The sequence below is a fragment of the Pseudomonas sp. 10-1B genome (genome assembly GCF_000935045.1).
In the GTDB taxonomy this organism is placed as follows: domain Bacteria; phylum Pseudomonadota; class Gammaproteobacteria; order Pseudomonadales; family Pseudomonadaceae; genus Aquipseudomonas.
Map to the genome: position 1 here is coordinate 38,846 of NZ_JYKS01000019.1, position 24,298 is coordinate 63,143.

The following is a 24,298-nucleotide window of genomic DNA, read 5'->3' on the forward strand; positions in this document are numbered from 1 at the left end:
ATCAGCTGAACTTGCCGCTGATGTAGTCAGCTGTCAGCTGCTCACGCGGGTTCTGGAAAATCTGCGTGGTCGGGCCCATTTCCACCAGGTAGCCGGTGCGGGTGCCCTGGGAGATATCGACCGAGAAGAACGCCGTGGTGTCAGCCACACGAATCGCCTGCTGCATGTTGTGGGTGACCAGTGCGATGGTGTAGTCCTTCTTCAGTTCGACCATCAGCTCTTCCACCCGGCGGGTGGCGATCGGGTCGAGCGCCGAGCACGGTTCATCCAACAGCAGCACTTCCGGCTCGGTGGCGATGGCGCGGGCGATGCACAAGCGCTGCTGCTGGCCGCCGGACAGGGACAGGCCGCTGACCTTGAGCTTGTCCTTCACTTCATCCCACAGCGCGGCGCCTTGCAAAGCGTGCTTCACGCGGTCACCCAGGTCGCCCTTGTAGCGGTTCAGGCGCAGGCCGAACGCGACGTTGTCGAAAATGCTCATCGAGAACGGGTTCGGCTGCTGGAACACCATGCCGATGTAACGGCGCACGACCACAGGATCGACGCCCTTGCCATAGACATCCTGGCCGAGGAAGTGCACATGGCCCTCGAAGCGGAAGCCTTTCACCAGGTCGTTCATGCGGTTAAGGCTGCGTAGCACGGTACTCTTGCCGCAACCGGATGGCCCGATGAAGCCGGTGATCTCGTTTTTCTTGATAGGTACATGGCTGTCGCGAACGGCCATGAAATTACCGTAGAAAATCTTGTCCAGCTTGCAGTCCATGACGATGGGCGCGTCGTTGACCATGGGAGCGGCTCTTTGCGCAGTGGATACGTTCAAGGTCGGATGCTCCCTTTCTCAATACTTGGGCTTGCCGAAAACTCGGCTCAGAATGTTGATTACCAGCACGATCATCACCAATACCAGCGAGGCCGCCCAGGCGAGCTCGAGCTGGTTGTCGAACGGCATGCCGGAGAAGTTGTAAATCAGTACGGCAAGCGATGCCGTAGGGTTCATGACCGCCAGGCTGCCGTCATGGTAGATCCAGTAGTTGCTGAACAGCGCGGTGAACAGCAACGGCGCGGTTTCGCCAGCGGCGCGGGCCACGGCCAGCATGACGCCGGTCAGGATGGCGGGCAGGCCGGTGGGCAAGACGATCTTCCAGACCACCTGCGCACGGGTACAACCCATGCCGTAGGCTGCATCCTTCATGATCTTGGGCACCATCTTCATCGACTCTTCCGCCGTCAGCACGACGATCGGCAGCATCAGTACCGCCAACGCCACGCCACCTGCCGGTGCCGAATAGGTACCCGTGGTCATGACCACCAGGGCGTAGGCAAACACCCCGGCCAGGATCGACGGCAAACCGGTGAGCATCTTGGCGGCAAAGCGTGCGGCGTTGGCCAGCTTGCTGTCCGGCCCGAGTTCGGCGAGGAACACCGCTGCCAGGATACCGACCGGCACCGCGATGGCCGCGGCAATACCGACCATGACGAAGGTACCGGCCATGGCGTTGCCAAAGCCACCACCCATCTCGAAACCGGTGGGCGGCAGTTCGGTGAACACCTCCAGGTTCAGGCGAGCGCCGCCGCGGGTAATCAGCATGTACAGCACGGAAATCAGCGGCACGCTGGCGACTATTGCCGCGAACCATGCCAGCGTGGTCAACACCAGGCTGCGCAGGGCACGGCCTTCCAGCCTGCGCTGCAGGCTGGGCAAAGCGGTCGTAGGGGTCGTGAGGTCAGTCATTATTTGTTACCCCGCTGGGCGTAAAGCATGATCATCGAGCCTAATACGTTCACCAGCAGCGTAATGAACATCAGTACCAGTGCCGCGTACATCAGCACCTCGACCTCGTTCGGCCCGGCTTCCGGGAAGTTCAGTGCCAGCAGCGCCGCCAGCGTATTGGCCGGGGCGAACAGGGAAAGGGAAATGGTGTTGGCGTTGCCGACCAGCATGGCCAGCGCCATGGTTTCACCCAGCGCACGGCCCAGGCCCAGCACCAGCGAGCCGAAGATACCGGTGGCGGCGGAAGGCACCATCACCTTGAGGATCGCCTCCCAGTGCGTGGTGCCCATGCCGTAGGCGGCTTGCTTGGTCTTCATCGGTACGCTGGTCAGCGCATCCTGCGAAACGGCGGCAATGGTCGGCAGGATCATGATCGCCAGTACCAGTGCCGCAGGCAGCAGCCCTGGCCCACTCAAGGAGGTGCCGAAAAAGGGAATCCAACCCAGTTCGCTGTTCAACCACGCCGTCAGCGGCCGGATTGCCGGGATCACCACGTAGATCCCCCACAGGCCGTAAACCACGCTGGGGATGGCGGCGAGCAGTTCGACAATGGTGCGAAATACTGCGGCAAGCTTTGCCGGCAGGAAATCCTGGGTCAGGAAAATGGCCATGCTGACGCCGAAGAAACCGGCGATCAACAGCGCGATCAAGGCGCTGTAAAGCGTGCCCCAGATCGCTGGCAGAATACCGTACTTGCCTTGGTTAACGTCCCAGACACTGCCGAACAGCACGTCGAAACCGTGCTTTTCCATGCCTGGTAGTGCCTTGCGGCCCACTTCGTAGACCAGCGCGAAGACCAGCGCCAGCACCAGCACCACACCGATGCGTGCGAGCGCACGAAAGGTGCGATCGACCAGGAAATCTTTCGCAGAGGGTGGCCGGCACGCGGAGTCGGGGTTATCCGGTATGGCAAAAGGTGTGTTCATTGGCTAGTTCCGGGACAGAGGGCAAACACGCCCGGCATGGCTGCAAGACCACGCCGGGAGCGCTTGGGTGTTACTGGATGTTGGCAGACGCTTTGCGTACCTGGTCGACAACCGATGGCGGCAGCGGGATGTAGCCCATTGAGTCGGCGATCTTCTGGCCTTCGGTCAGGCTGTACTCGACCATTTCACGCATGGCCTTGGCCTTGGCCGGGTTGCCGTTGTCCTTGCGGAAGATCATCCAGGTGTACGAGGTGATCGGGTAGGACTTGGCACCCTCCGGGTCAGGCAACGACGCCACCAGGTTCTCTGGCATCTTCACCGCGGCAAGCGCCTCGGCGCCGCTCTCGGCATTCGGCACCACGTACTGGCCGGCCTTGTTCTGCAGTTGAGCGAAGTCGACCTTGGCCAGCTTGGCGAAGCCGTACTCGATGTAGCCGATGGCACCCGGGGTCTGGCGCACGGTGGCGGTCACGCCATCGTTCTTCGGCGACTTGATGAACTTGTCGGTGGCAGGCCAGTTGACGGTGTTGCCTTCACCCAGTTCTTGCTTGAACGCTGGGTTGATGGCCGACAAGTGCTTGGTGAACACCGCGTTGGTGCCGCTGGAGTCGGCACGCACAACCACGGTGATCGGCATGTCAGGCAGTTGCAGTTCAGGGTTGGCCGCGACGATCTGCGGGTCGTTCCATTTGGTGATCTTGCCCAGGAAAATGTTGGAATATACATCGCGAGGCAGCTTCAGCCCTTGCGGGTTGCCCGGCAGGTGGTAAGCCAGCACGATTTCACCGGCGGTCATTGGCAGCAACTGCACGCCTTCGCCAACCTTGGCGATGTCTGCTTCACTCATGGCCGAGTCGCTGGCGGCGAAATCGACGGTCTTGTTCAGGAAGTCCTGAACACCCGCCCCACTCCCCTTGGACTGGTAGTCGACGGTGACGCCAGCAGTGTTCTTGCTGAAGTCCTTGAACCAGGTCAGGTAGATTGGTGCAGGGAAACTGGCGCCGGAACCGGTCAGGCGGACGTTTTCTGCAGCAAAGGCCGAAGTGGCGCAGAGGGAAACGGCAACGGCGAGTGCAGCAGACTTCATCAGGCGTATCATGGAAAAGCGCTCCGTGTGATGGCCGGCACACTTTGCAATAGCTGTGTTACAGCTTTATGACCATTGAGTGGCAGACCGCGAAGTAGAGCCACCTGATTGTCTTGTATTGCCTGGACGGGCCTCATCGCCGGCAAGCCAGCTCCCACAGGGGCGCAAAGCGCCCCCAGCCAAAACATGCATTTTTTCTCAACAGTCAGTGCAGAAAACAACGTTTTTACAGATCGGTCCTCATCAGTAGTCTGTGCCGCTACCCGACCACGGAACGTCGACCATGCTCCACTTGCTGCTGACCACCCTGCTACCGATCATCCTGTTGATTGCCTTGGGCACTTTCCTGCGCCTACGCGGCTTTTTGGCCGACGGCTTCTGGCCCGGTGCCGAGCGCCTGAGCTATTACATCCTGCTCCCATCGCTGTTCCTCCACGGCCTGGCCACCGCCAACCTGGACGGTGTGCCGGTGCTGGGCATGGTGGGCGTGCTGATGCTCTCGACCTTGGCCGGGGCCGTGCTGCTGGTGCTGTACCAAGGCGCGATGAACCACGATGGCGCCGACTTCACTTCGGTATTCCAGGGCGGTATCCGCTTCAACAACTACATCGGCGCCACCTTGGCCGCTGGCATCTACGGCAGCGCCGGTATTGCCCTGGCGGCGGTGGCCAATGCCGCCATCGTGCCTTTGGTCAACCTGCTTTGCGTCCTGGTTTTCGCCCGTTTCAGCGCTCGCCACAGTTCGCCAGCCACAGTGCTGCGAGCCATCTTTGCCAACCCCTTGATCGTCGGTTGCGTGGGCGGCCTGGCGCTGCGGGCCACCGGGCTTGGCCTGCCGCCAGGCCTGGAGCCGACGGTCAAGGCTTTGGGCCAGGCGGCCCTGCCGCTGGGCCTGCTGTGCGTCGGTGCGGCCCTGGGTGGCGCCAGCCTGGGCCACCAGGTACGTCCGCTGGTGGCGGCTTCGGCGTTCAAGTTCCTGATCATGCCGCTGACCACCTGGGGCTTGTGTCGCATGCTCGGCCTGGGGGGCCAGGCCGCCGTGGTGGCGGTGTTGTTCCAGGCACTGCCCACGGCCTCGTCCTCCTATGTGATGGCCCGGCAGATGGGCGGCAATGCCCCGCTGATGGCCACCATCATCGCCCTGCAGACCGTAGCAGCCGCCGCCACCCTGCCTTTGGTATTAATGCTTACGCTTGTCTAGACTGTGGTTCAGCCCACAGTTCGGAAGCGTGCCCATGCGCCTATCGTGGATGGTGATCGGCTTGGCCTCGGCCCTGCTCGCAGGCCCCTTGCACGCGGCCGACCCAGCCAAGGCCGCAGTCGCCGAGGGCAAGGCCGAAGTGCTTGAAGAAAAGGTGGTCGAAGGTGCCCCTGCGCCGAAAAAAGCGCAGACGCTGACCCCGAGCGAAGCACAGGCGGTGGACCCGGCCGGCCAGGCACCGCTGGACGACAGCATCACCTGCCTGGCCCGCACCATCTACTGGGAGGCCAAGGGTGCCGACGCCGAAGACATGACCGCTGTGGCCAGCGTGGTGCTCAACCGCCTGGGCCATGATGGCTTCCCCGATACCATCTGCGCCGTGGTCAAGCAAGGTGTGGAGAGCAAGGCCTGCCAGTTTTCCTGGTGGTGCGACGGGCGCTCCGACCAGGTCGAGGAAGCGCAACGCTACGACATTGCCAAGGAGATCGCGCGCAAGGCGCTCAACCAGCAGTTGAAGGACCCTACCGGCGGTGCGCTGTACTTCCATGACCGCAATGTGCACCCGGACTGGGCCAAGGCCTACCGCAGGACAGCCCAGACCACGCACTTTCTGTTCTACAAGCCGAACCAGGCGTTGGCGCATTGATGAGGGCTCTTTATAGGGGATCGACCACAGAGGCCCTGCTAGTCAATCAGTCATGTGTCGTTCTAGGTTGAATCAGAAGTCGATCGTCCCCGAGAACTTGACCAGCCGCGGTTCGCCCTGGGTCAGGTAGCCGCCATTGGCCGATGCCCAGTAGTTCTTGTCGGTCAGGTTCTCTACATTCATGCGCAAGGTTACGGCCTTGTCCTGTACCTTGAAGCGGTAACGCGCGCCTGCATCGAAGCGGTTCCAGGTGGGCAGGCTGAGGGTATTGGCCGGGTTGGCATACTGGCCGCCGGTGCGCAGCATGCGGGCGTTGAGTGCCAGCCCTTGCAAGCCCGGCACGTCCCAGTCGACGCTGGCATTGAGCTGGAAGGTCGGCACCCCGACGGCATGGTTACCGTCGTCGGCACCGTTCTGGGTGTTCTTCAGCTCCGTGTCCATGCGTGTGCCGCCAGCCATCAGGCGCAGCCCCTGCAACGGTTCGCCGAATACGCTCAGCTCGATGCCCTTGTTGACTTGCTCGCCATCCTGGACGAACACATTGCCCTGGACGAAACCGTCGGTGGGCCGCTCGATGCGAAATACCGCCAGGTTGGCGCCGAAGCTCTGGTAGTCGAGCTTCACCCCCGCCTCGACCTGCTTGGTCTTGGCCGGCGGGAAGACTTCGCCGACGTTGACGATGCCCTGCCCCGAGGCCGTCGCGCCCTGGGCCAGGCCTTCGATGCGGTTGGCATACAGCGAGATCGACGGGTTGATCTTGTAGACGATGCCATACACAGGGGTGGTGACCGATTCGTCGTAGAAGGCATTGCGCCCAAGGTCCGGGCCTTCGCCATCGTAGGCATAGCCCTCGACCCTCAGCTGTTGACGACGTACGCCCACGGTGAGCAGCAAGGTGTCGTCGAACAGCCCGACGGTATCGGACAGCGCAAGGCTGCGGTTACGCGTTTTGCCGGTAACCCCGGGGTCGTCCAGCTTGCCCCCGGTGAAGGTCGGCGTGGTCGGCCTGGGCAATGGCTCGGTGTGGTAGATGTTGGTGTTTTGCGAGTTGTAGAAGACGAAGGCGTTTTCCTGCTGGGTCCAGATGCTGGCCGCACCAAGGTTCAGCTGGTGGCTGACCGGGCCGGTCTGGAAGCGGCCATTGATGCCGCCCATCAACGTGCTGTTGTCTTCATTGTGGGGAATCTTCGAGCCGCCGATGGTAGCACTGCCGCTGGCCGCATCAGTGAGAATCGGCGTGCCGTAGAAGCCGTTCTCGTGGGTGTGCTTGAGCCCACCAGCCAGGTAGGCGCTCCAGTTGTCGTTGAAGTCGTAATCGCCCCGGACCATGCCGAAGGTGTCCTCGGTCTCGGTCCACGCCCAATCCTGGCCATAGTTGTGGTCCGCATCCGGCGCCCGCGGGATGTCGGTCAGGCCGGCCCCCAGGCGCACGCTGTTACGCATGTGGTTGACCCGCTGTTTCTGGTAGCCAATATCGGTGGACAGGCGGAAATTGTCACCGCGGTAATCGAGCCCGACGATGAACAGCTTGCTGCGCTGGTGCTGGTCATCAACCGCGGTTTCACCCTCACGTTGTGCCAGGTTCAGACGCACGCCGAAACGGTTGTCTTCGCCAAAGCGCTGGCCGAGATCCAGGTGTTCGCCAAGCCTGCCATCTGTGCTGATGTCCTGGGTGTAACGACGCGTGGGTGTGTCACCGGCGCGTTTGGGCTGCAGGTTGACGTTGCCGCCCAAGCCAGTACCGGTGGGGCTGGCCCCGTTGAGGAAGGCATTGGGCCCCTTCAGTACCTCGACCCGCTCGATGGCATCGGTGGCGATCATCTGCCGCGGCAGCACGCCATACAGGCCATTGAACGCCACATCATCGCCGTTAAGCGGCAACCCGCGAATGACGAAGACCTGCGACTGGTTGCCGAAGCCGAACGACTGGCGCACTGACGGGTCGTTAAGCAGCACGTCACCGATATCCTCGGCCTGCTGGTCCTCGATCAATTGCGCGGTGTAACTGGTCATGGTGAACGGCACGTCCATCATGTCCTGGTTGCCCAGGATGCCCATCTGCCCGCCGCGGGCTACCTGGCCGCCGGCGAAGGGCTCTGGAGGCTCGCCCTTGGGCTTGGCGGCCTCGGCATTGACAGCGGTAGCATCCAGCTCGATGACACCGTCAGCCGCCTGGGCCGTGACGGCAACGGAACAGCAGACCGCGAGCAAGGTCGATTGATACGAACGGACGCGTGCCATGAAAGCCTCCCGATGGTGGGGTAATGGCCTTCCTGGCAGGTTGGGAACAGTTGGCGATTGAGTATTGTTTCTAGTCGATGTTAGGAATGATTACCAAGTGCTCGCACTTTTACGCCGACCAGTGGTCTACTCCCTCTTTTGCCGCCCGCAACGATTGCCGGCGTTTTCATTGCTTTGCTCGATCCCGGGCCAAAAGCCGCGGGCTTGTGTAGGATGAGCAGCGCACACCACGACGCTGCCAGCCATAGGGAGATCCACATGCGCGTCCTGTCATCCGTTGCCGCCTTGTCGCTGGGCCTGGTCATCTCGACCGGGGCACTGGCTGCCACCGGCGAAGAGGCGCAACTGATCGATTCGATCAATGTCTACCGCAGCCAGGCCCAACCCTGCGGTGGCGAGGCGTCGCTGGAGCTGCCGCCGCTCAACAGCGATACCCGCCTGGCGCTGTCGCCGGAGGGCACCCGCGACCTGCAGCAGGCCATGACCCGCGCCGCCTACCCGATGGTCAACGTCCAGGCCATCAGCCTGTCGGGGCCACGCGATGCACGCGCCGCCATGCACGCCATCGAAGAAAGCTTCTGCCAGGTAGTGCTCGACCCGCAGTTCGTCGACATCGGCGTCAGCCAGGAAGGCCGCGACTGGCGCATCGTGCTCGCCCGGCCGCTGCTCAGCGGCCGCCTGGGCGACTGGCAGGCCGAGGGGCAGAAGGTGTTGCAGGAAATCAACGCCGCGCGCAAGGTGCCGCGTCAATGCGGTGGCCAGCCCTTCGCTGCCGCCCCCGCGCTAAGCTGGAGTACGGTGCTGGCCGGGGTGGCGGCCAACCATACGCGGGCCATGGCCAACCAGAACTTCTTCGACCACATCGACAAGGACGGTCGCACCCCCGGTGACCGGGCGGAACTGGCCGGTTACCTGTACCAGCAAATCGGCGAAAACATCGCCGCCGGGCGTGACACCGCGCACAAGGTGGTCGACGGCTGGCTGGCCAGCCCAGGGCATTGCGCCACGCTGATGAACCCGGACTTGCGTGAGCTAGGCGCCGCCTATGCAGTGGACCCGAAGAGTGATGCGGGCATTTACTGGACGGGGTTGTTTGGCACACCGCAATAAGCCTGGCTAGAAGTCGCCTGTGGGAATGGCCTGTGGGAGCGGCCTTGTGTCGCGAAAGGGGCGCACAGCGCCTAATGCCAGTCAGTTAAGCCATTGGGGCTGCTTTGCAGCCCATCGCCGGCAAGCCAGCTCCCACAGGGACCGCGCAAAGCTTGAGGTCTGCACTGTTCCTGTGGGAGCCCGGCTTGCCGGCGATGGGCCGCTCTGCGGCCCAATCGCGACACAAGGCCGCTCCCACAGCGAACTGTGCAAGGCTTCAGATTGAGTGCCTTCCCGTGCGCAGTTCCAGCGCGGTACAACCAAACCGCCGCCGCACACACTTGCCCAGGTAACTGGCATCGCCCAAACCCACTTCGTCGGCAATCTGCGCCAGGCTGTGGCTGGAGTTGAGCAAGCGCCAGCGGGCCTGCTGCAAGCGCATCTCCAGCCACCAGGCCTTGGCACTCATGCCGTGGCTGGCCTGGAACTGCCGGTCCAGCTGGCGCCGGCTGATGCCCAGCTCGGCGGCCAGTTGCTCCACCGCCAATGGCGTGCCCAGGTGATGACGCATCAGTGCCTGCGCCCGCTGCACCTGCCGCCCTTGCCCGGCACCTAGCTCCAGCGAACGCAAGGCATGGCGGCTGTCGCGGGTTTCGTCCACCAGCATGTCGGCCAGCCCCTTCAACGCGCGGGCTCGGCCACAGGCACGTGACAGCAGCGCTACGGCCAGGTCGATGGCGGCAGTACCGCCAGCGCAGGTGATGCGACTGCCGTCGATGCTATACAACTGCTCGCGCAGCACCTGCAAGTGGGGGAAAGCGGCACGAAACTCGGCTTCGTGACGCCAGTGCACCACCACCTTGTGCCCCTTCAGCAGCCCACATGCGGCCAGCAGGAAAGCACCGTTGTCGACCCCCACCAGCTTGACGCCGGCTTTGCCGGCCTGCCTTAGCAAAGCCTGGTAGCGCGGCGCCAGCGCAGCAGAGGCCATGGCGTTGCGCCCGCCGAACACCACCAGGTAGTCGAAACTGGACAGTTCGAGCTGGCCGGCGACGGCCTCGACCTGCAGCACCGCGCCACTGCTCGACGGCACCGGGTCGAGGGTGAGCCCGGCCACGGTCCAGCTGCAGTAGCGCTGCTGGCTGTAGTCCTCGTCGTCGGCGCTGAAGCGCAACTTGTCGAGAAAGGCGCCAAACGGCAGCAAGGCAAAATCCGGTAGCGGCAAGATCAGCAGGCGGATGTCAGGCAGCATGGTATTTGCGTCCAGAAAAGACCGTTCAATGTCCAGATCATACCCTGGCAAGCACAGCGTTGCCGCATAGACTGGCGCCGTCCCTACCAACAAGGCATTTCCCCATATGGCACTCGACACCTGGCTCATCTACCTGCTGGCCAGCATCGGCCTGTCGCTGACCCCGGGCCCCAACAGCCTGTTGGCCCTGACCCACGGCGCCTTGTATGGCGCGCGCCGGACGTTGTTCACCATCGTCGGCGGGGTGTTCGGTTTCAGCGCCCTCATCGCCCTGGCCATGTTCGGCCTCAGCGCGTTGCTGCAGACCTCGGCTTCGGTGCTAAGCGTGCTCAAGTGGGTGGGTGGCGCCTATCTGGTCTGGCTGGGTATCCAGCTGTGGCGTAGCCCAAGCCTGCACCTCGAACTGACCGAGCGTAGCGCACGGCTTGGCAACGCCGGCCTGTTCCGCCAAGGCCTGCTGTCGGCCATGGCCAACCCCAAGGTATTGCTGTTCTATGGCGCCTTCCTGCCCCAATTCATCGACCCGCAGCGTGGGCTGTTGCTGCAGTTCGTGGTGATGGCGGCGACCTTTGCCAGTGTCGAGTTTCTGGTGGAATACCTGCTGGCACGACTGGCGTTCCGCGTCCGGCCCTGGCTGGCCAAGGGGGGCAAGGGCTTCAACCGCTGCTGCGGCAGCTTGTTTGCCCTGATTGGCGTGGCCTTGCCGCTAAGCCGATGACATTTGCAGCAGGCCGCACCTACAAGGCCGCATCCCCTCAGCCACGGCGTGCTTTGGCCAGGAAGATGATCAAGGCAATACCCGGCAATGCGGCCCCCGCCAGCGCCACCCCCTGCCAGCCAAACTGGTTGAACAGCGCACTGGCCACCGACGAACCCAAGGCCCCGCCAAGAAAGATGCTGGACATGTATACCGCATTCAGCCGCCCGCGGCTGGCCGGGTCGAGCGCGTACACTTCACGCTGGCCGATCACCATGTTCATCTGCACCGCAAAGTCCAGCAACACACCCGTCAGGCCCAGGCCAATCACGCTGTAACCCGGAACCGTCAGCCCCAACAGCAAGGCCACCGGCGCCAGCAGCAGTGCCAACAGCGAACCCGCCCGTGCATGCCCGGCATCCGCCAGGCGGCCGGCCATGGGCGCGGCAACCGCCCCCACCGCCCCGACTAGGGCGAACACGGCGATCTGGCTTTGCGAAAGACCATGTGCGCCGGCCAAGGCCATTGGCACCGCCGTCCAGTAGAGGCTGAATGCAGCGAACATCAAAGCCTGGTACAGCGACCGCTGGCGCAGTAGCGGATACCGACGCAGCAGGGTGAACAGCGACAGCATCAGCCCGGCATAGCTGGCCTTGTGCTCGGGCCGACGCTGCGGCAGGGTCAGCACCAGCAGCAAGATGATCGCCAGCATGACCCCGGCAGCGCCAATGAACACTGCACGCCAGCCGAAGTGGTCGGCCACCAGGCTCGACAGAGGCCGCGCCAGCAGAATGCCCAGCAACAGGCCACCCATGATGTTGCCGACTACCCGGCCGCGCTGCTGCTCGGGCGCCAGATGTGCCGCCAGCGGAATCAGCATCTGCACTGCCACCGAACTGAAACCGATCAACAGTGCGTAAACCAGGAACAGCTGGCCCTGGCCGCTACTGCTGGTGCCTGCCAGTAACAAGCTGATGCAAGCCAGAACAGCAGTGGCCACCATCAGGCGGCGGTTCTCCAGCAGGTCGGCCAGCGGTACCAGCAGCAACAGGCCCAAGGCATAGCCCAACTGGGTGAGGGAGACGATCAGGCTGGCATGCTCGGTAGACAACCCCAGATCCGGAGCGATCAGGCCGACGATGGGCTGGGCATAGTAGATGTTGGCGACGATTGCGCCGCAGCAGAACGCTAGCAGCGCGACCAGGGCCCGGCTCAGGCCCGCGGCTGCCGGTTGGGTCGCGGCAAGGGAAGGATTCATGCGAGGTTCCTCGACAAGGGTGGAATATGTCGGCCACCTTACCTGTGAGCATCACCGCCGAGAATCGGACGCTGGCGCAATGCGGCTTTGCGTACTGCGCAACGCTAGGCGCTGCGCTTGAGCACATTTTCGCAAAACTCGATGAAGGCATTGACCCGCCGCGAGCCCCGGTGGTTGGGCAGGTACAGAGCGTTGATGCTGTCATTGGCCGTCCCAGGGTTGGCCTGCCAGTCAGGGAACAGCCGCTGCAGGCGCCCGTCTTGCACATCCTCGCGCACCAGCCAGTCGGCCAGCAGGGCAATGCCACCGCCCGCCAGTGCGGTTTCGCGCAACATGTCGGCATTGGCGCTGCGTAAAGGCCCGCTTACGTCCAGCTCCAGGCTTTCCTGGCCGCAGGTCAGGCGCCAGCAGCGCGCTTTCTGCCCGTAGCGAAAGCGCAGGCAGGCATGCTCGAGCAATTGTCGAGGATGCAGCAGCGGTGCTCGCCCGGCGAGATAGGCCGGGCTGGCCACCAGCCAGCGCTGGAAGCGACCCAGTTGGCGGCAAACCAGTTCGTCGTTGGGCGACGGGTCGCCCAGGCGAATCGACAGGTCATAGCGCCCGTCAAGCAGGTCATCCAGGCGGTCGCTGAGGTCAATGTCCAGCTCCAACGCCGGGTTTCGTGCCAGAAACGGCCCCAGGTGCGGGGCAATGACTCGCCTGCCGAATTCCACCGGCAGGCACAGGCGCAATACGCCTACTGGCTCCTCGCCGCGATCAGCGACGCTGGCATCGGCGTCCTCCAGCGCCTCGAAGATGCCCCGGGCGCGCTCATAGTAGCGGGCACCCGCCTCCGTCAGGCTGACCTGGCGTGTCGAACGGTTGAGCAGGGTGGCCCCCAACGCCGTTTCCAGGGCATCGACCAGGCGCGTCACCGACGATGTCGCCAGCCCTAGCCTGCGCGCAGCAGCCGAAAAGCCCTGAGCATCGACGGTGGCCACGAACATTTTCATCGCGAGGAATTTGTCCATGTGCAGGCCGTCTTCCAAAACCCAGAAAGTTCTTACAAACAGCCGGGCGGGTCAAGAAGCGCGCCGCAAAGCAATTGCGTCCATAGTGGAATCACCCCCTACCAATGAGGCATGCCATGACACTGAACAACCTGCTGACTACCCTGCCCCCTTGCGACCCCGCCAGTGCCGAACGTGTCGACCAACTACTCAGCCGCCCGGGCGTGCGTGTGGAGCGTATCGTCTCCAGCGGGCAGGCCAGCCCGCCCGGCTTCTGGTACGACCAGGCCGAAGGCGAATGGATCGTGCTGCTCAGTGGCGCCGCCGGCCTGCGTTTCGAACACGAGAACCACACTCGCCTGCTGGCACCGGGCGATTGCCTGGACATACCGCCGCATCACCGCCACCGCGTGGAATGGACAGCCCCCGGCACGGCCACCATCTGGCTTGCGCTGTTCTACAGCAGCGCCAACCCATGGCCAGCGTGAAACCAGCACACATCCCATTCGACCAAAGTATTCATGCAGTCTCCGCTACCTGCATGAATATCTTTTTTACGCCATTTTTCGCTACCTGATCTAGGCTTTTAGCCACACCTTGGCCAGTTCAGCCCTGCGACAATCAGCCTCGCAAAATTATGTACCAACTTGTTAATTAGCAAGCTAAGGGCTTAGACTGCGCGCATTCCACCTGCTGAGATCCCTGGCATGAAAGAAACACCGCGCGCCTCTGGCGCCACAAACATCATCCTGATCGGGCTGGGCGTGATCATCGCCCTGCTCGGCCTTCTCCTGGCTGCTGGCGGCGTCAAGCTGGCCGGCCTGGGCGGTTCCTGGTACTTCCTGATCGGCGGCCTGGCCATGGCCATCGCCGGTGCCCTCATTGCCCGCCGCAAGCCAGCCGGGGCCTGGCTGTATGCCGTGTTCCTGGCCGCTACCGTGGTCTGGGCATTGGTCGATGCCGGCCTGGTGTTCTGGCCGCTGTTCTCGCGCCTGTTCATGTTCGGCGCGATCGGTATGGTGGTGGCGCTGGTCTATCCGCTGCTGGCCCGTGCCAACGGCGCCAGCGCTGGCCGCGGTGCCTACGGCATTGCCGGTGTAATGGCCGTGCTGCTGGTGATCGCTGCCGGCAACATGTTCGTTGCCCACCCAAGCGTCGCCCCAACCGGCAAAGGCCCAGGCATGACCCCGGTCGAAGCCGACAAGCAGCAGAAGGACTGGGCCCACTACGGCAACACCGAAGGTGGCAGCCGCTTCGCCGCGCTGGACCAGATCAACCGCGACAACGTCAACAAGCTGAAAGTGGCCTGGACCTACCGCACCGGCGACGTGGCCATCAGCGATGGCAACGGTGCCGAAGACCAGCTGACCCCGCTGCAGGTCGGCAACAAGGTGTTCATCTGCACCCCGCACAACAACCTGATCGCCCTCGATGCCGACACCGGCAAAGAGCTGTGGAAGAACGCGATCAACGCCCAGTCCAAAGTCTGGCAGCGTTGCCGTGGCATGGCCTACTTCGATGCCACTGCCGCCATCGTCCAGCCGACCCAACCGCACAGCTCGCCGGTCACCGGCGGTAGCATCGCGGCCGGTGCCAACTGCCAGCGTCGCCTGCTGACCAACACCATCGATGGCCGCCTGATCGCCGTCGACGCCGACAACGGCGAGTTCTGCCAAGGCTTCGGCAACAACGGCCAGGTCGACCTCAAGGCTGGCCTGGGCGATGTACCGGACTCCTACTACCAGCTGTCCTCCGCGCCGTTGATGGCCGGTACTACCGTGGTGGTCGGCGGTCGCGTCGCCGACAACGTCCAGACCGACATGCCAGGCGGCGTGATCCGTGGTTTCGACGTGATCACCGGGGAAATGCGCTGGGCCTTCGACCCGGGCAACCCGGAAGACCGCCAGGCACCGCAGGGCGACAGCACCTATGTGCGCAGCACCCCGAACAGCTGGGCACCGATGTCCTACGACCCAGCGATGAACACCGTGTTCCTGCCGATGGGCTCGTCGTCCACCGACATCTACGGCGTCGAGCGCAGCCAGCTGGACCACACCTATGGCGCTTCGGTGCTGGCCCTGGACGCCACCACCGGCAACCAGAAGTGGGTGTTCCAGACCGTGCACAACGACCTCTGGGACTTCGACCTGCCGATGCAGCCGAGCCTGATCGACTTCACCAAGGACGACGGCCAGACGGTACCTGCAGTAGTCATCGGCACCAAGGCCGGGCAGATCTACGTGCTCGACCGCGCCACCGGCAAGCCGCTGACCCAGGTTGATGAAGTACCGGTCAAGCCAAGCAACATCCCCAACGAGCCGTACTCCCCAACCCAGCCGAAATCGGTGGGCATGCCACAGATCGGCGCGCAGACCCTGACCGAGTCGGACATGTGGGGCGCCACCCCGTATGACCAACTGCTGTGCCGTATCGACTTCAAGAAGATGCGCTACGACGGCCTGTACACTGCGCCGGGCACCGACCTGTCACTGAGCTTCCCGGGTTCGCTGGGTGGCATGAACTGGGGCAGCATCTCCACCGACCCGGTGCATGGCTTCATCTTCGTCAACGACATGCGCCTGGGCCTGTGGATCCAGATGATCCCGTCGCAGAACAAAGGCAACGCCGCTTCCGGTGGCGAAGCGCTGAACACCGGCATGGGTGCAGTGCCGCTCAAAGGCACGCCGTATGCCGTGAACAAGAACCGCTTCCTGTCGGTAGCCGGCATTCCGTGCCAGGCGCCACCGTTCGGTACCCTGACCGCCATTGACATGAAGACCCGCCAGGTAGCCTGGCAGGTACCGGTCGGCACCGTCGAGGACACAGGCCCGCTCGGCATCCGCATGCACCTGCCGATCAAGATCGGTCTGCCCACCCTCGGCGGCACCCTGTCGACCCAAGGCGGCCTGGTGTTCATCGCCGGCACCCAGGACTTCTACCTGCGCGCCTACGACAGCAGCACCGGCAACGAAATCTGGAAGGCTCGCCTGCCGGTGGGCAGCCAGGGCGGCCCGATGACCTACGTATCGCCGAAGACCGGCAAGCAGTATGTGGTCATTACCGCTGGCGGTGCGCGCCAGTCGACTGACCGTGGCGACTACGTGATTTCCTACGCCTTGCCATAAGACCGCGTCGCCTGCTTCGCGGGTAAACCCGCTCCCACAGGGCCCACACCGCCCTTTGTAGGAGCGGGTTTACCCGCGAAGAGGCCCGAACAGACAACCCGAGATTCAGCAATGCCATCCGCAATTCGCATCCCCCCCGCCCTGCTACTGGCCCTGGCCAGCACCACCGCCCTCGCCAACGACGACCTGTTGACCCGCAACACCTTGACCGGAAACTGGGGTGGCCTGCGCCACCAGCTGGAAGAAGACGGCGTCAAGTTCACCGGCGACTACAGCGGCGAAACCGCCTACAACGCCCACGGTGGCCTGCACCGCTCGGCGCGCTACTCGCAGAACCTGAAGCTGGGCGTACAGTTCGACCTGTCGAAACTGTACGGCCTGGACAACGGCGGCAAGGTCCAGCTGACCATCAACGACCGCCGCGGCAACAGCGCCTCGGAAGACCTGGTGGGCAACCGCCTGCCGATCCAGGAAAACTTCGGTGGCCTGTACACCCGCCTGACCGAGCTGAGCTACGAGCGCACCCTGTTCACCCCGGCGCTCAACGTCAAGCTCGGCTACATGGCCATGGGCAACGACCTTGGCGGCCTGGACAGCGGCATCCTGTGCAACTTCATGAACGCCGGCTTCTGCGGCCACCCGCTGAACATGTCCGGCGGCAGCGGCTGGACCAACTACCCCAACGCCCATCTGGGTATGCGGGTGAAGTACGACCTGTCACCGGCCTGGCAGTTGCGTGTGGCGGCATTCAATGTCGACCCCGAGAGCAACGGCAATTCCAGCCGCGCCTGGCACCTGGGCCCCAAGCACACCACCGGCACCGTGGTACCGGTGGAACTGGTGTACAAGCTGCAGAGTGAGCTGCCAGGCGAGTACAAGCTGGGCTACTACTACGATAGCTCCGACGTCAAACGTATCGGCAGCGACAAGGAAGTGTCCGGCCGTGGCGGGCATTACCTGCTGATCGACCAGGCAGTATGGAACGACCAGCGCTTGCCGGGTCGCAGCCTGCATGCCTTCGGCCAGTATTCGGCATCGAGCAAGGCCGCCTCGCCGTTCACCAAGTGGTATGGTGCCGGCGTGGTGCTGTACAAGCCGTTCGAAGGCCGCCCAAAGGATACCGTGGCACTGGGATATGGCCGCGCCGTGCCCAACCCGCGTAGCCGCGATGTGCTGGAAGATGCTGCGTTCAATGCCGGGCAGCAGTTCCCCGACATCGACAGCGCCGAGCAGTTGATCGAACTGAGCTACGGCTACCAGGCCACGCCCTGGCTGAACCTGCGCCCGGATGTGCAGTACATCATCGAGCCGGGGGCGTTCTCCGGGAAGGACATCGACAACGCGCTGGTGGTTGGCCTGCAGGTCAAGGCTACCTTCTGAGTCGCCGGGGCCGCGTCGCGGCCCATTCGCGGGCATGCCCGCTCCCACAGGTACTGCACAGACATTGAGACTGGCGCAGGCCTGTGGGAGCGGGCGAGCCCGCGAAGAAGCCAGCACAGTCAGCCCTGCTTGAGGTAATCCACCAGCCTCAGCAGCATCGCATCACAGCCCTGCAACTGCTCGACAGTGACGAACTCATCCGGCTTGTGGCCCTGCTCCATGCTGCCAGGCCCGCACACCACGGTCGGGATCCCGGCCTGGTCGAACAACCCGCCTTCGGTACCAAACGCCACCGTGCCGAACTCAGTCGAACCACTGAGCAACGCCAGCAACCGCGCCGCCTCGCTGTCTGCCGGCGTGGCCAGCCCCGGGTAGGCACTCAGCGGCTCCAGGTGAATGGCGCTGGCTGCATTGACCTTGCGCATACGCGGCAGCAATTCGGCCTCGGCGTAGGTCTGTAACTGGTCGGCCACCGTCTGTGCCTCGAACCCTGGCAAGGCGCGCACTTCAAAATCGAATTCACACTCGGCCGGTACGATGTTCAGCGCCCTGCCGCCTTTGATCACGCCGGTCTGCACCGTGGAGAACGGGGGGTCGAAACGTTCATCATGCTGTTGCGGCTGTGCCAGCACCTGGCCAATCTCGCCCAGCTTGCCGATCAGCTTCGCCGCATACTCGATGGCATTCACCCCATACGGCGCATACGCCGAGTGGCAGGCCGCGCCATGCACCTGGCAGCGCATCGCCAGCTTGCCCTTGTGCCCCAGCACCGGCTTGAGCTCGGTAGGCTCGCCAATCAGGCACAGGCGCGGTTTGTGCGGGCGTTGTTCGAGCGCCGCCAGCATCGAGCGCACACCCAGGCAACCGACTTCTTCGTCATAGGAGAACGCCAGGTGCACCGGCATGCGCAACGGCTGGGCGAGGAACGCGGGCACGGCTGCCAGCACCGATGCGATGAAACCCTTCATGTCGGCCGTGCCACGGCCATACAGGCGCCCATCACGTTCGCTCAGGGCAAACGGCTCGACCGTCCAGGCCTGGCCGTCCACCGGCACCACATCGGTATGCCCAGACAACACCACACCACCAACGTCCTTGGGGCCGATGCTGGCGAACAGGTTGGCCTTGGTGCCCTCCGGGTTATGGAACAGCTCGCACTCCACCCCCAGCTCGGCCAGGTAATCATGGATGAAGCCGATCAGCGCCAGGTTGGAATCGCGGCTGACCGTGGCAAAGCCGATCAGCCGGGCCAGCAGCGCGCGGCTGGCAAACTCACTCATCGCCCGGCACCCCGTAGCTTGGCGCGGCAGTCGGGTTGAGGGCGCGGGTAACGTAATCCTGCATCTGCGGCCGGTATGCCTGCCACAGGCCATCGAGCACGCCGATCGGGTCGGCATCGGCCCAGTCCACACGCAGGTCCACCAGCGGCCAGGTCAGCTCGCCAGCGATCTTCAACGCCGCCGAGTGCACCGGCCCGGCCTCGCCCCCGGCCGCCATCGCCGCGTGCATGGCAGCCAGCAGGCGCTCGGCCAGGTGCCCATCAGCCTGCTCGAAGGCCTGCACCATCGCTTCGATCACCTGGGTCGAGGCCAACAGGTTGCCCGCCGCCGCGCATTGCTCACCAGCCACGGCGTGGTGCGTACCCAGCGCCTCCTTGCCAGTGAACAGCGCCACCTGGCCGTGGCTGTCGATTACCGTGACCTGGCGGTACTCGCTCCAGCCATTGGCACTGAGCACCCGGTCCAGCGCCGCGGCTGGTGGCAACTGGCCCTGCTCCAGGGCATCGAGAATCTGCGGGCCCAGCGCCGGCAGGGTGATGTTCTGGGTAGAGACTGCGCCCACACCGGCACGTACCCAAGGGCAACGGGCGCCCACGGCGATGCTCGACGAACTGATGGCGATACCGACCTGGCCGGTTTCCTGGCAACGACCGATGATGGAGAAAGTCATGTCATGGTTCCTGTTGTGCTGTGCGATACACGGCATTCTGGGTGGAACCTTCCGGCAGGCGAAACCACCTTTTTCCGAGGGTTTGCAGAGGAAAAAACTAAGGCCCCGACAGGCCTGTCGAAAACGCCCTGAAAACCGCTGCCCTCGGCGCTACAAGCCACAGTATTCAGGGCCTTCGCCGTTTTATCGGCAAGCACCAGCTAAATACTATTTTCGCCATTTGCGCAGCATCCCTAGTCTGGCCCCAGACAACGGCGGTCCTCCAAACCGACCTGACAAAAACCGCCTGAACAAGGGCCCGGACATGACACTGAACAACCTCGAAATCGACACCCTCGTCGTCGGCGCCGGCCAGGCCGGCGTGGCCATGAGCGAACACCTGAGCAAGCTTGGCGTGCCGCACCTGGTGCTGGAGCGCAAGCGTATCGCCGAGGCCTGGCGCACTGGCCGCTGGGACTCGCTGGTGGCCAATGGCCCGGTCTGGCACGACCGCTTCCCAGGCCTGGAATTCAACCTCGACGCCGACGCCTTCGCCGGCAAGGACCAGGTGGCCGACTACTTCGAGCAGTACGTACGCAAGTACAACCTGCCAGTGCGCACCGGCATCGAAGTGAAGAAAGTGGTGCGCAACAGCGACCGCCCCGGCTTCACCATCGAAACCAATGAAGGCGTGATTCGCGCCAACCGCGTGGTCGCCGCCACCGGCCCGTTCCAGAAGCCGGTAATCCCGGCCATCGCGCCGAAAGACAGCAACCTGCACCAGATCCACTCCGCCGCCTACTACAACCCGCAGCAATTGCCCGAAGGCGCAGTGCTGGTGGTAGGTGCCGGTTCCTCCGGCGTGCAGATCGCCGAAGAGCTGATGCGTGCCGGGCGCCAGGTGTACCTGTCGGTCGGCGCCCACGACCGCCCGCCACGCGCCTATCGCAACCGCGACTTCTGCTGGTGGCTGGGCGTGCTGGGTGAATGGGATGCGGAAATCGCCAAGCCCGGCCGTGAACACGTGACCATCGCCGTCAGCGGTGCCCGTGGCGGCCACACCGTGGACTTCCGCGCCCTCGCCCATCAGGGCATGACCCTGGTTGGCCTGACCCAGTCGTTCGAAAACGGCGTGGCGCGCTTCCAGGACAACCTGGTGGAGAACATCAACCGCGGCGACGAGAACTACCTGGCCCTGCTGGATGCCGCCGATGCCTACATCGAACGCAACGGCCTGGACCTGCCGGAAGAGCCCGAAGCCCGTAAACGCCTGGCCGACCCGGAGTGCATGCGCAACCCGCTGCAACAGCTGGACCTGGCCAAGGCCGGCGTCAGCAGCATCATCTGGGCCACCGGTTACGGCGTGGACTTCAGCTGGCTGCAGGTGGACACCTTCGATGCCAACGGCAAGCCCCAGCACCAGCGCGGCGTAGCCCGCGAATCGGGGGTGTACTTCCTCGGCCTGCCGTGGCTGTCGCGCCGTGGCTCGTCGTTCATCTGGGGCGTGTGGCACGACGCCAAGCACGTCGCCGGCCACATCGCCACGCAACGCACCTATACCGCCTACCGCGACCGCGAGCAGCGCGCAGCGGATGAGCAGCAACCCGCCAAGATCAGCAACGTCAGCACCCTCGGAGCCCACTGATGCCTACCCATACTCGCATCCGCATGTTCAACACCAAGGAAACCTACCCCAACCAGACCCTGGACAACGACCTGTGCCAGGCAGTCCGCGCCGGTAACACCATCTATGTGCGCGGCCAGGTCGGCACCGACTTTGAAGGCAAGCTGGTGGGCCTGGGTGACCCTCGGGCGCAGACCGAGCAGGCGATGAAGAACGTCAAGCAACTGCTTGAAGAAGCCGGCTCGGACCTGTCGCACATCGTCAAGACCACCACCTACATCACCGACCCGCGCTTCCGCGAGCCGGTGTACAAGGAAGTGGGCAAGTGGCTCAAGGGCGTGTTCCCGATTTCCACCGGGCTGGTGGTGGCCGGGTTGGCCCAGGCTGAATGGCTGATGGAAATCGACGTGATCGCGGTGGTGCCGGAGCAAGAGTGACTGGCAAGCTGCATGGCGGTTGAGTTTTCGTCCTTGGGGCTGCTATGCAGCCCATCGCCGGCAAGCCGGGCTCCCACAGGTACTGCACAGGGCTTGAGGCCTATGCAGTCGAGGTGGGAGCTGGCTTGCCGGCGATGGGCCGCAAAGCGGCCCTTTCGCGACACAAGGCCCCCACAGAGGCCGCACCTGCAAGGTGCCTGGCTTAGAAGCCGACGGTCGCCGACAGCAGGTAAGTACGCGGCGTGGACAGCGTCAGCCCCGGTTCGCTGTCATCCGAAGCACCCGCCGAACTCCAGTAGCGATCATCCAGCACGTTCTCGACACTGGCCCGCAAGGTAACCTGGGTAGTATCCACCTTGAACGCATACCGCGCGCCCAGGTCGTAACGCTCCCAGCCGTCGATCTGCTTGCTGTTGTTCTGGTCCAGGTACTGCGAACTCGAATGGATGCCCCGCGCCGTCAGGGTCAGGCCATTCACCCCCGGCACATCCCATTCGGCGCCAAGGTTGACGTTGTACTCGGGCGTGGCCGGCGCGCGATTGCCATCGTAGGCACCACCGATGGTGTCGGTCAGCTCGCTGTCGATGTACATCACCCCACCGAGCACGCGCACGCCTTGCACGGGCTCACCGAACACGCTCAGCTCGATACCGCGGTTGTCACGCTTGCCATTGGGGCCGAACACACGCGAAGTGGGGTTGGTCTCGTAGGCCGGCTGGCGAATGCGGAAGGCGCTGGCGGTGAAGGCGACCCGGCCCAGGTCGTACTTGGCCCCCACCTCCACCTGACGGCTGGTGAACGGCGGGAAGATCTGGTCTTCGTTGATCGAGGTCGACGGCGCGATCTTGCCTTGGCTCAGGCCCTCCATGTAGTTGGCGTACAACGACAACTGGTCGCTGACCTTGAACAGCACGCCACCCGAGGGCGAGACCTTTTCTTCGTCGTAGGCCGTATCGCCTTTGACGCCGTCGCTCCAGTCATCCACCTGCACCCGCTGCCAGCGCGCACCCAGGGTCAGCAGCAGGCGGTCGTCGAAGAAGCCCAGGGTGTCGGCCAGGGCCACACCGGAGAAGCGATTTTCCGTATAGGCCTCGGGGTCGATGCGAGTTGCCGTGCCCGGCGTCGGAGTGGCCACCGGGTTGTAGAGGTTGCTCGGCGCCGAGGCATAGCGGGCGCCGCCGTTGGTGAAGTCCATGTAGAAGTAGCTGGCGGCCAGGTTCAGTTCATGGCTGACCGGCCCGGTATGGAACCACTTGCGCAGGCCGGCCATGGCGGTGCGCACCGATTCATCCCGAGTGAAGTCGCGTGGCTGCACGGTGAAGTCGCCAGCGTCATTGGTAATCGACACGTTGTGACGCAAAAAGTCATGGTTGCTCTTGCGCGCGCCGACTGCGCCATAGGCCAGCAGCGACTCGCTGATGTCGTACTCGGCATGCAACGCACCGAAGGTGTCGTTGGTGCGCGCCTTGCTCCAGGCCTGGGCGTAGTTGTGACGCACGTCGTTGGCATCCGGCACCTTGGCATTGGCACCGACCAGCACGCGTTCCTGCGGGGCATCGGTATCGCGCTCGGTATGGCCGAGGTCGGCCGAAAGCCGCAGGCGCTCGCCGCGAAAATCCAGGCCCAGCACCGCCATTTCGCGGTCGACGCGCTGGTGGTCCCATTCGGTATCGCCCGCCTGCTTCACACCATTGAAGCGCACGCCAAACTGCTGGCCTTCGCCAAAGCGCCGGCCGATGTCCACTGCGCCACCGGCCTGGCCAGCCGAGGCATAGCTGCCAGTCAACTCGGTAATCGGCTGGTCGCCGGCGCGCTTGGGCTGCACATTGATGCCGCCACCTACGCTACCACGCGGCGAAATGCCGTTGATCAACTGACTGGGGCCTTTGATGATGTCGACCCGGTCGGCCATTTCCATGTCGATCGAGTAGGTCGGCAGGATGCCGTACAGACCGTTGTAGGCCACATCACTGTTGAACAGGCTGAAACCGCGAATGGTGAACTGCTCGAAGCGCCCACCCGCCGGGTTGGTAGCGCGCACCGAAGGGTCACTGGCAATCAACTCGCCCAAGGTTCGCGCCTGCTGGTTCTTCACCAGTTCACTGGTGTAGCTGGTGATGCTGAACGGGGTTTCCATGAAGTCGCGCGAGCCGAGCAGGCCTTGTGCACCCTGGCGCGCTACCTGGCCGCCGGTGTAGGGCTGCGTTTCGCCGCCTGCGGCCTGGCTGCCGACGATGCTGGTGGGGGCGATTTCCAGGGCGGCACCGTCCTGGGGGGCCGGCACCAGGGTGAAGGCGCCCTCGCCCACCGGCAGCAACTGCAGGCCGCTGCCGCGCAGCAACTGCGTGAAGCCTTCGGCGACACTGTAAGTGCCAGACAGGCCGTTGCTCTGACGACCGTTGACCAAGGCCGGGTCCAGCGAAAGGCTGACACCGGCCTGGTCGGCAAAATGAGTCAGGACCGCGCCCAGGCTGGCTGGCGCTACCTGATAGGTACGCCGGGCCGGTTCATCGGCCCAGGCCGGTGCACACAACAACAGGCTCATGGCGAACAACGGATGCGCTGCGCGCGCCAGTGGGCGCAGGCGGCAAGACATTACTGCAGGCATTGAACAAGGCTCCCCTTTATTTTCTCCTACCGGTAATG

General features: G+C 63.9%; 20 protein-coding genes. 9 read left to right on the top strand and 11 right to left on the bottom strand.

All coding sequences use genetic code 11. The annotated features are described in order from the left end of the window. Position 1: 1 nt before the first annotated feature. The 4 genes from pstB to pstS all read right to left on the bottom strand — a co-directional run bounded on the left by pstB (position 2) and on the right by pstS (position 3,796). Positions 2–787: a phosphate ABC transporter ATP-binding protein PstB gene (pstB, locus tag TZ03_RS12475; RefSeq protein ID WP_051097921.1), complete on the bottom strand. Its 786-nt coding sequence runs from the start codon at positions 785–787 to the stop codon at positions 2–4. Positions 788–838: 51 nt separating this feature from the next. Then, positions 839–1,732, bottom strand: a complete 894-nt coding sequence (gene pstA, locus TZ03_RS12480; protein WP_051097923.1) for a phosphate ABC transporter permease PstA — start codon at positions 1,730–1,732, stop codon at positions 839–841. Next, positions 1,732–2,697, bottom strand: a complete 966-nt coding sequence (pstC, locus tag TZ03_RS12485; protein WP_051097924.1) for a phosphate ABC transporter permease subunit PstC — start codon at positions 2,695–2,697, stop codon at positions 1,732–1,734. The genes pstA and pstC overlap by 1 nt, the downstream gene beginning before the upstream one ends. A 70-nt stretch (positions 2,698–2,767) precedes the next feature. Then, positions 2,768–3,796 (bottom strand): phosphate ABC transporter substrate-binding protein PstS, encoded by a 1,029-nt coding sequence (gene pstS / locus TZ03_RS12490; RefSeq protein ID WP_051097927.1) that lies wholly within the window; start codon positions 3,794–3,796, stop codon positions 2,768–2,770. A 271-nt stretch (positions 3,797–4,067) separates the two neighbouring features. Between pstS and TZ03_RS12495 the strand changes: the two genes are divergently transcribed. Together TZ03_RS12495 and TZ03_RS12500 are read left to right on the top strand one after the other, a co-directional pair. Further along, positions 4,068–4,985: an AEC family transporter gene (locus tag TZ03_RS12495; RefSeq protein WP_051097929.1), complete on the top strand. Its 918-nt coding sequence runs from the start codon at positions 4,068–4,070 to the stop codon at positions 4,983–4,985. 34 nt (positions 4,986–5,019) lie between these two features. Next, positions 5,020–5,631: a cell wall hydrolase gene (locus tag TZ03_RS12500; protein WP_051097936.1), complete on the top strand. Its 612-nt coding sequence runs from the start codon at positions 5,020–5,022 to the stop codon at positions 5,629–5,631. Between the two features lie 72 nt (positions 5,632–5,703). On the opposite strand, the gene TZ03_RS12505 is transcribed toward TZ03_RS12500, so the two are convergent. Beyond that, the gene (locus TZ03_RS12505; protein ID WP_051097938.1) at positions 5,704–7,872 is read right to left on the bottom strand and encodes a TonB-dependent receptor; all 2,169 of its coding nucleotides are present in this window, start codon (positions 7,870–7,872) and stop codon (positions 5,704–5,706) included. 258 nt (positions 7,873–8,130) lie between these two features. Between TZ03_RS12505 and TZ03_RS12510 the strand changes: the two genes are divergently transcribed. Next, entirely contained in the window at positions 8,131–8,982 is an 852-nt protein-coding gene (locus tag TZ03_RS12510; RefSeq protein WP_051097940.1) for a CAP domain-containing protein, read from the top strand. A 256-nt stretch (positions 8,983–9,238) separates the two neighbouring features. Here the strand turns inward: TZ03_RS12510 and TZ03_RS12515 are convergent, their stop codons facing one another. Further along, entirely contained in the window at positions 9,239–10,213 is a 975-nt protein-coding gene (locus TZ03_RS12515; protein ID WP_051097942.1) for a GlxA family transcriptional regulator, read from the bottom strand. A gap of 106 nt (positions 10,214–10,319) precedes the next feature. On the opposite strand from TZ03_RS12515, the gene TZ03_RS12520 reads away from it, so the two are divergent. Then, the gene (locus TZ03_RS12520) at positions 10,320–10,931 is read left to right on the top strand and encodes a LysE family translocator (RefSeq protein ID WP_051097944.1); all 612 of its coding nucleotides are present in this window, start codon (positions 10,320–10,322) and stop codon (positions 10,929–10,931) included. 37 nt (positions 10,932–10,968) lie between these two features. On the opposite strand, the gene TZ03_RS12525 is transcribed toward TZ03_RS12520, so the two are convergent. Then, positions 10,969–12,168 (bottom strand): MFS transporter, encoded by a 1,200-nt coding sequence (locus TZ03_RS12525; protein WP_051097946.1) that lies wholly within the window; start codon positions 12,166–12,168, stop codon positions 10,969–10,971. A gap of 104 nt (positions 12,169–12,272) precedes the next feature. Further along, positions 12,273–13,178: a LysR family transcriptional regulator gene (locus tag TZ03_RS12530; protein WP_051097971.1), complete on the bottom strand. Its 906-nt coding sequence runs from the start codon at positions 13,176–13,178 to the stop codon at positions 12,273–12,275. Positions 13,179–13,294: 116 nt separating this feature from the next. Between TZ03_RS12530 and TZ03_RS12535 the strand changes: the two genes are divergently transcribed. The 3 genes from TZ03_RS12535 (at position 13,295) to TZ03_RS12545 (ending at position 17,662) form a co-directional block, all read left to right on the top strand. Next, positions 13,295–13,645 carry a cupin gene (locus TZ03_RS12535; protein WP_051097948.1) on the top strand — a complete coding sequence of 117 codons (351 nt, stop codon included), beginning with the start codon at positions 13,295–13,297 and terminating at the stop codon, positions 13,643–13,645. Positions 13,646–13,864: 219 nt separating this feature from the next. Continuing rightward, the gene (locus tag TZ03_RS12540) at positions 13,865–16,282 is read left to right on the top strand and encodes a glucose/quinate/shikimate family membrane-bound PQQ-dependent dehydrogenase (protein WP_051097950.1); all 2,418 of its coding nucleotides are present in this window, start codon (positions 13,865–13,867) and stop codon (positions 16,280–16,282) included. Positions 16,283–16,393: 111 nt separating this feature from the next. Further along, entirely contained in the window at positions 16,394–17,662 is a 1,269-nt protein-coding gene (locus TZ03_RS12545) for a carbohydrate porin (protein ID WP_051097951.1), read from the top strand. A gap of 119 nt (positions 17,663–17,781) precedes the next feature. Here the strand turns inward: TZ03_RS12545 and argE are convergent, their stop codons facing one another. Beyond that, on the bottom strand, positions 17,782–18,942 hold the full coding sequence (gene argE, locus TZ03_RS12550; RefSeq protein WP_051097952.1) for an acetylornithine deacetylase: 1,161 nt from the start codon (positions 18,940–18,942) through the stop codon (positions 17,782–17,784). Beyond that, entirely contained in the window at positions 18,935–19,612 is a 678-nt protein-coding gene (locus TZ03_RS12555) for a DUF1028 domain-containing protein (protein ID WP_051097953.1), read from the bottom strand. The genes argE and TZ03_RS12555 overlap by 8 nt, the downstream gene beginning before the upstream one ends. 304 nt (positions 19,613–19,916) lie before the next feature. Between TZ03_RS12555 and TZ03_RS12560 the strand changes: the two genes are divergently transcribed. Then, a complete protein-coding gene (locus TZ03_RS12560; RefSeq protein ID WP_051097954.1) occupies positions 19,917–21,236 on the top strand; it encodes a flavin-containing monooxygenase in 1,320 nt (439 codons plus the stop codon). Further along, on the top strand, positions 21,236–21,652 hold the full coding sequence (locus tag TZ03_RS12565; RefSeq protein ID WP_051097956.1) for a RidA family protein: 417 nt from the start codon (positions 21,236–21,238) through the stop codon (positions 21,650–21,652). The genes TZ03_RS12560 and TZ03_RS12565 overlap by 1 nt, the downstream gene beginning before the upstream one ends. Positions 21,653–21,854: 202 nt before the next feature. Here the strand turns inward: TZ03_RS12565 and TZ03_RS12570 are convergent, their stop codons facing one another. Then, a complete protein-coding gene (locus TZ03_RS12570; protein WP_051097958.1) occupies positions 21,855–24,260 on the bottom strand; it encodes a TonB-dependent receptor in 2,406 nt (801 codons plus the stop codon). Positions 24,261–24,298 lie beyond the last annotated feature (38 nt).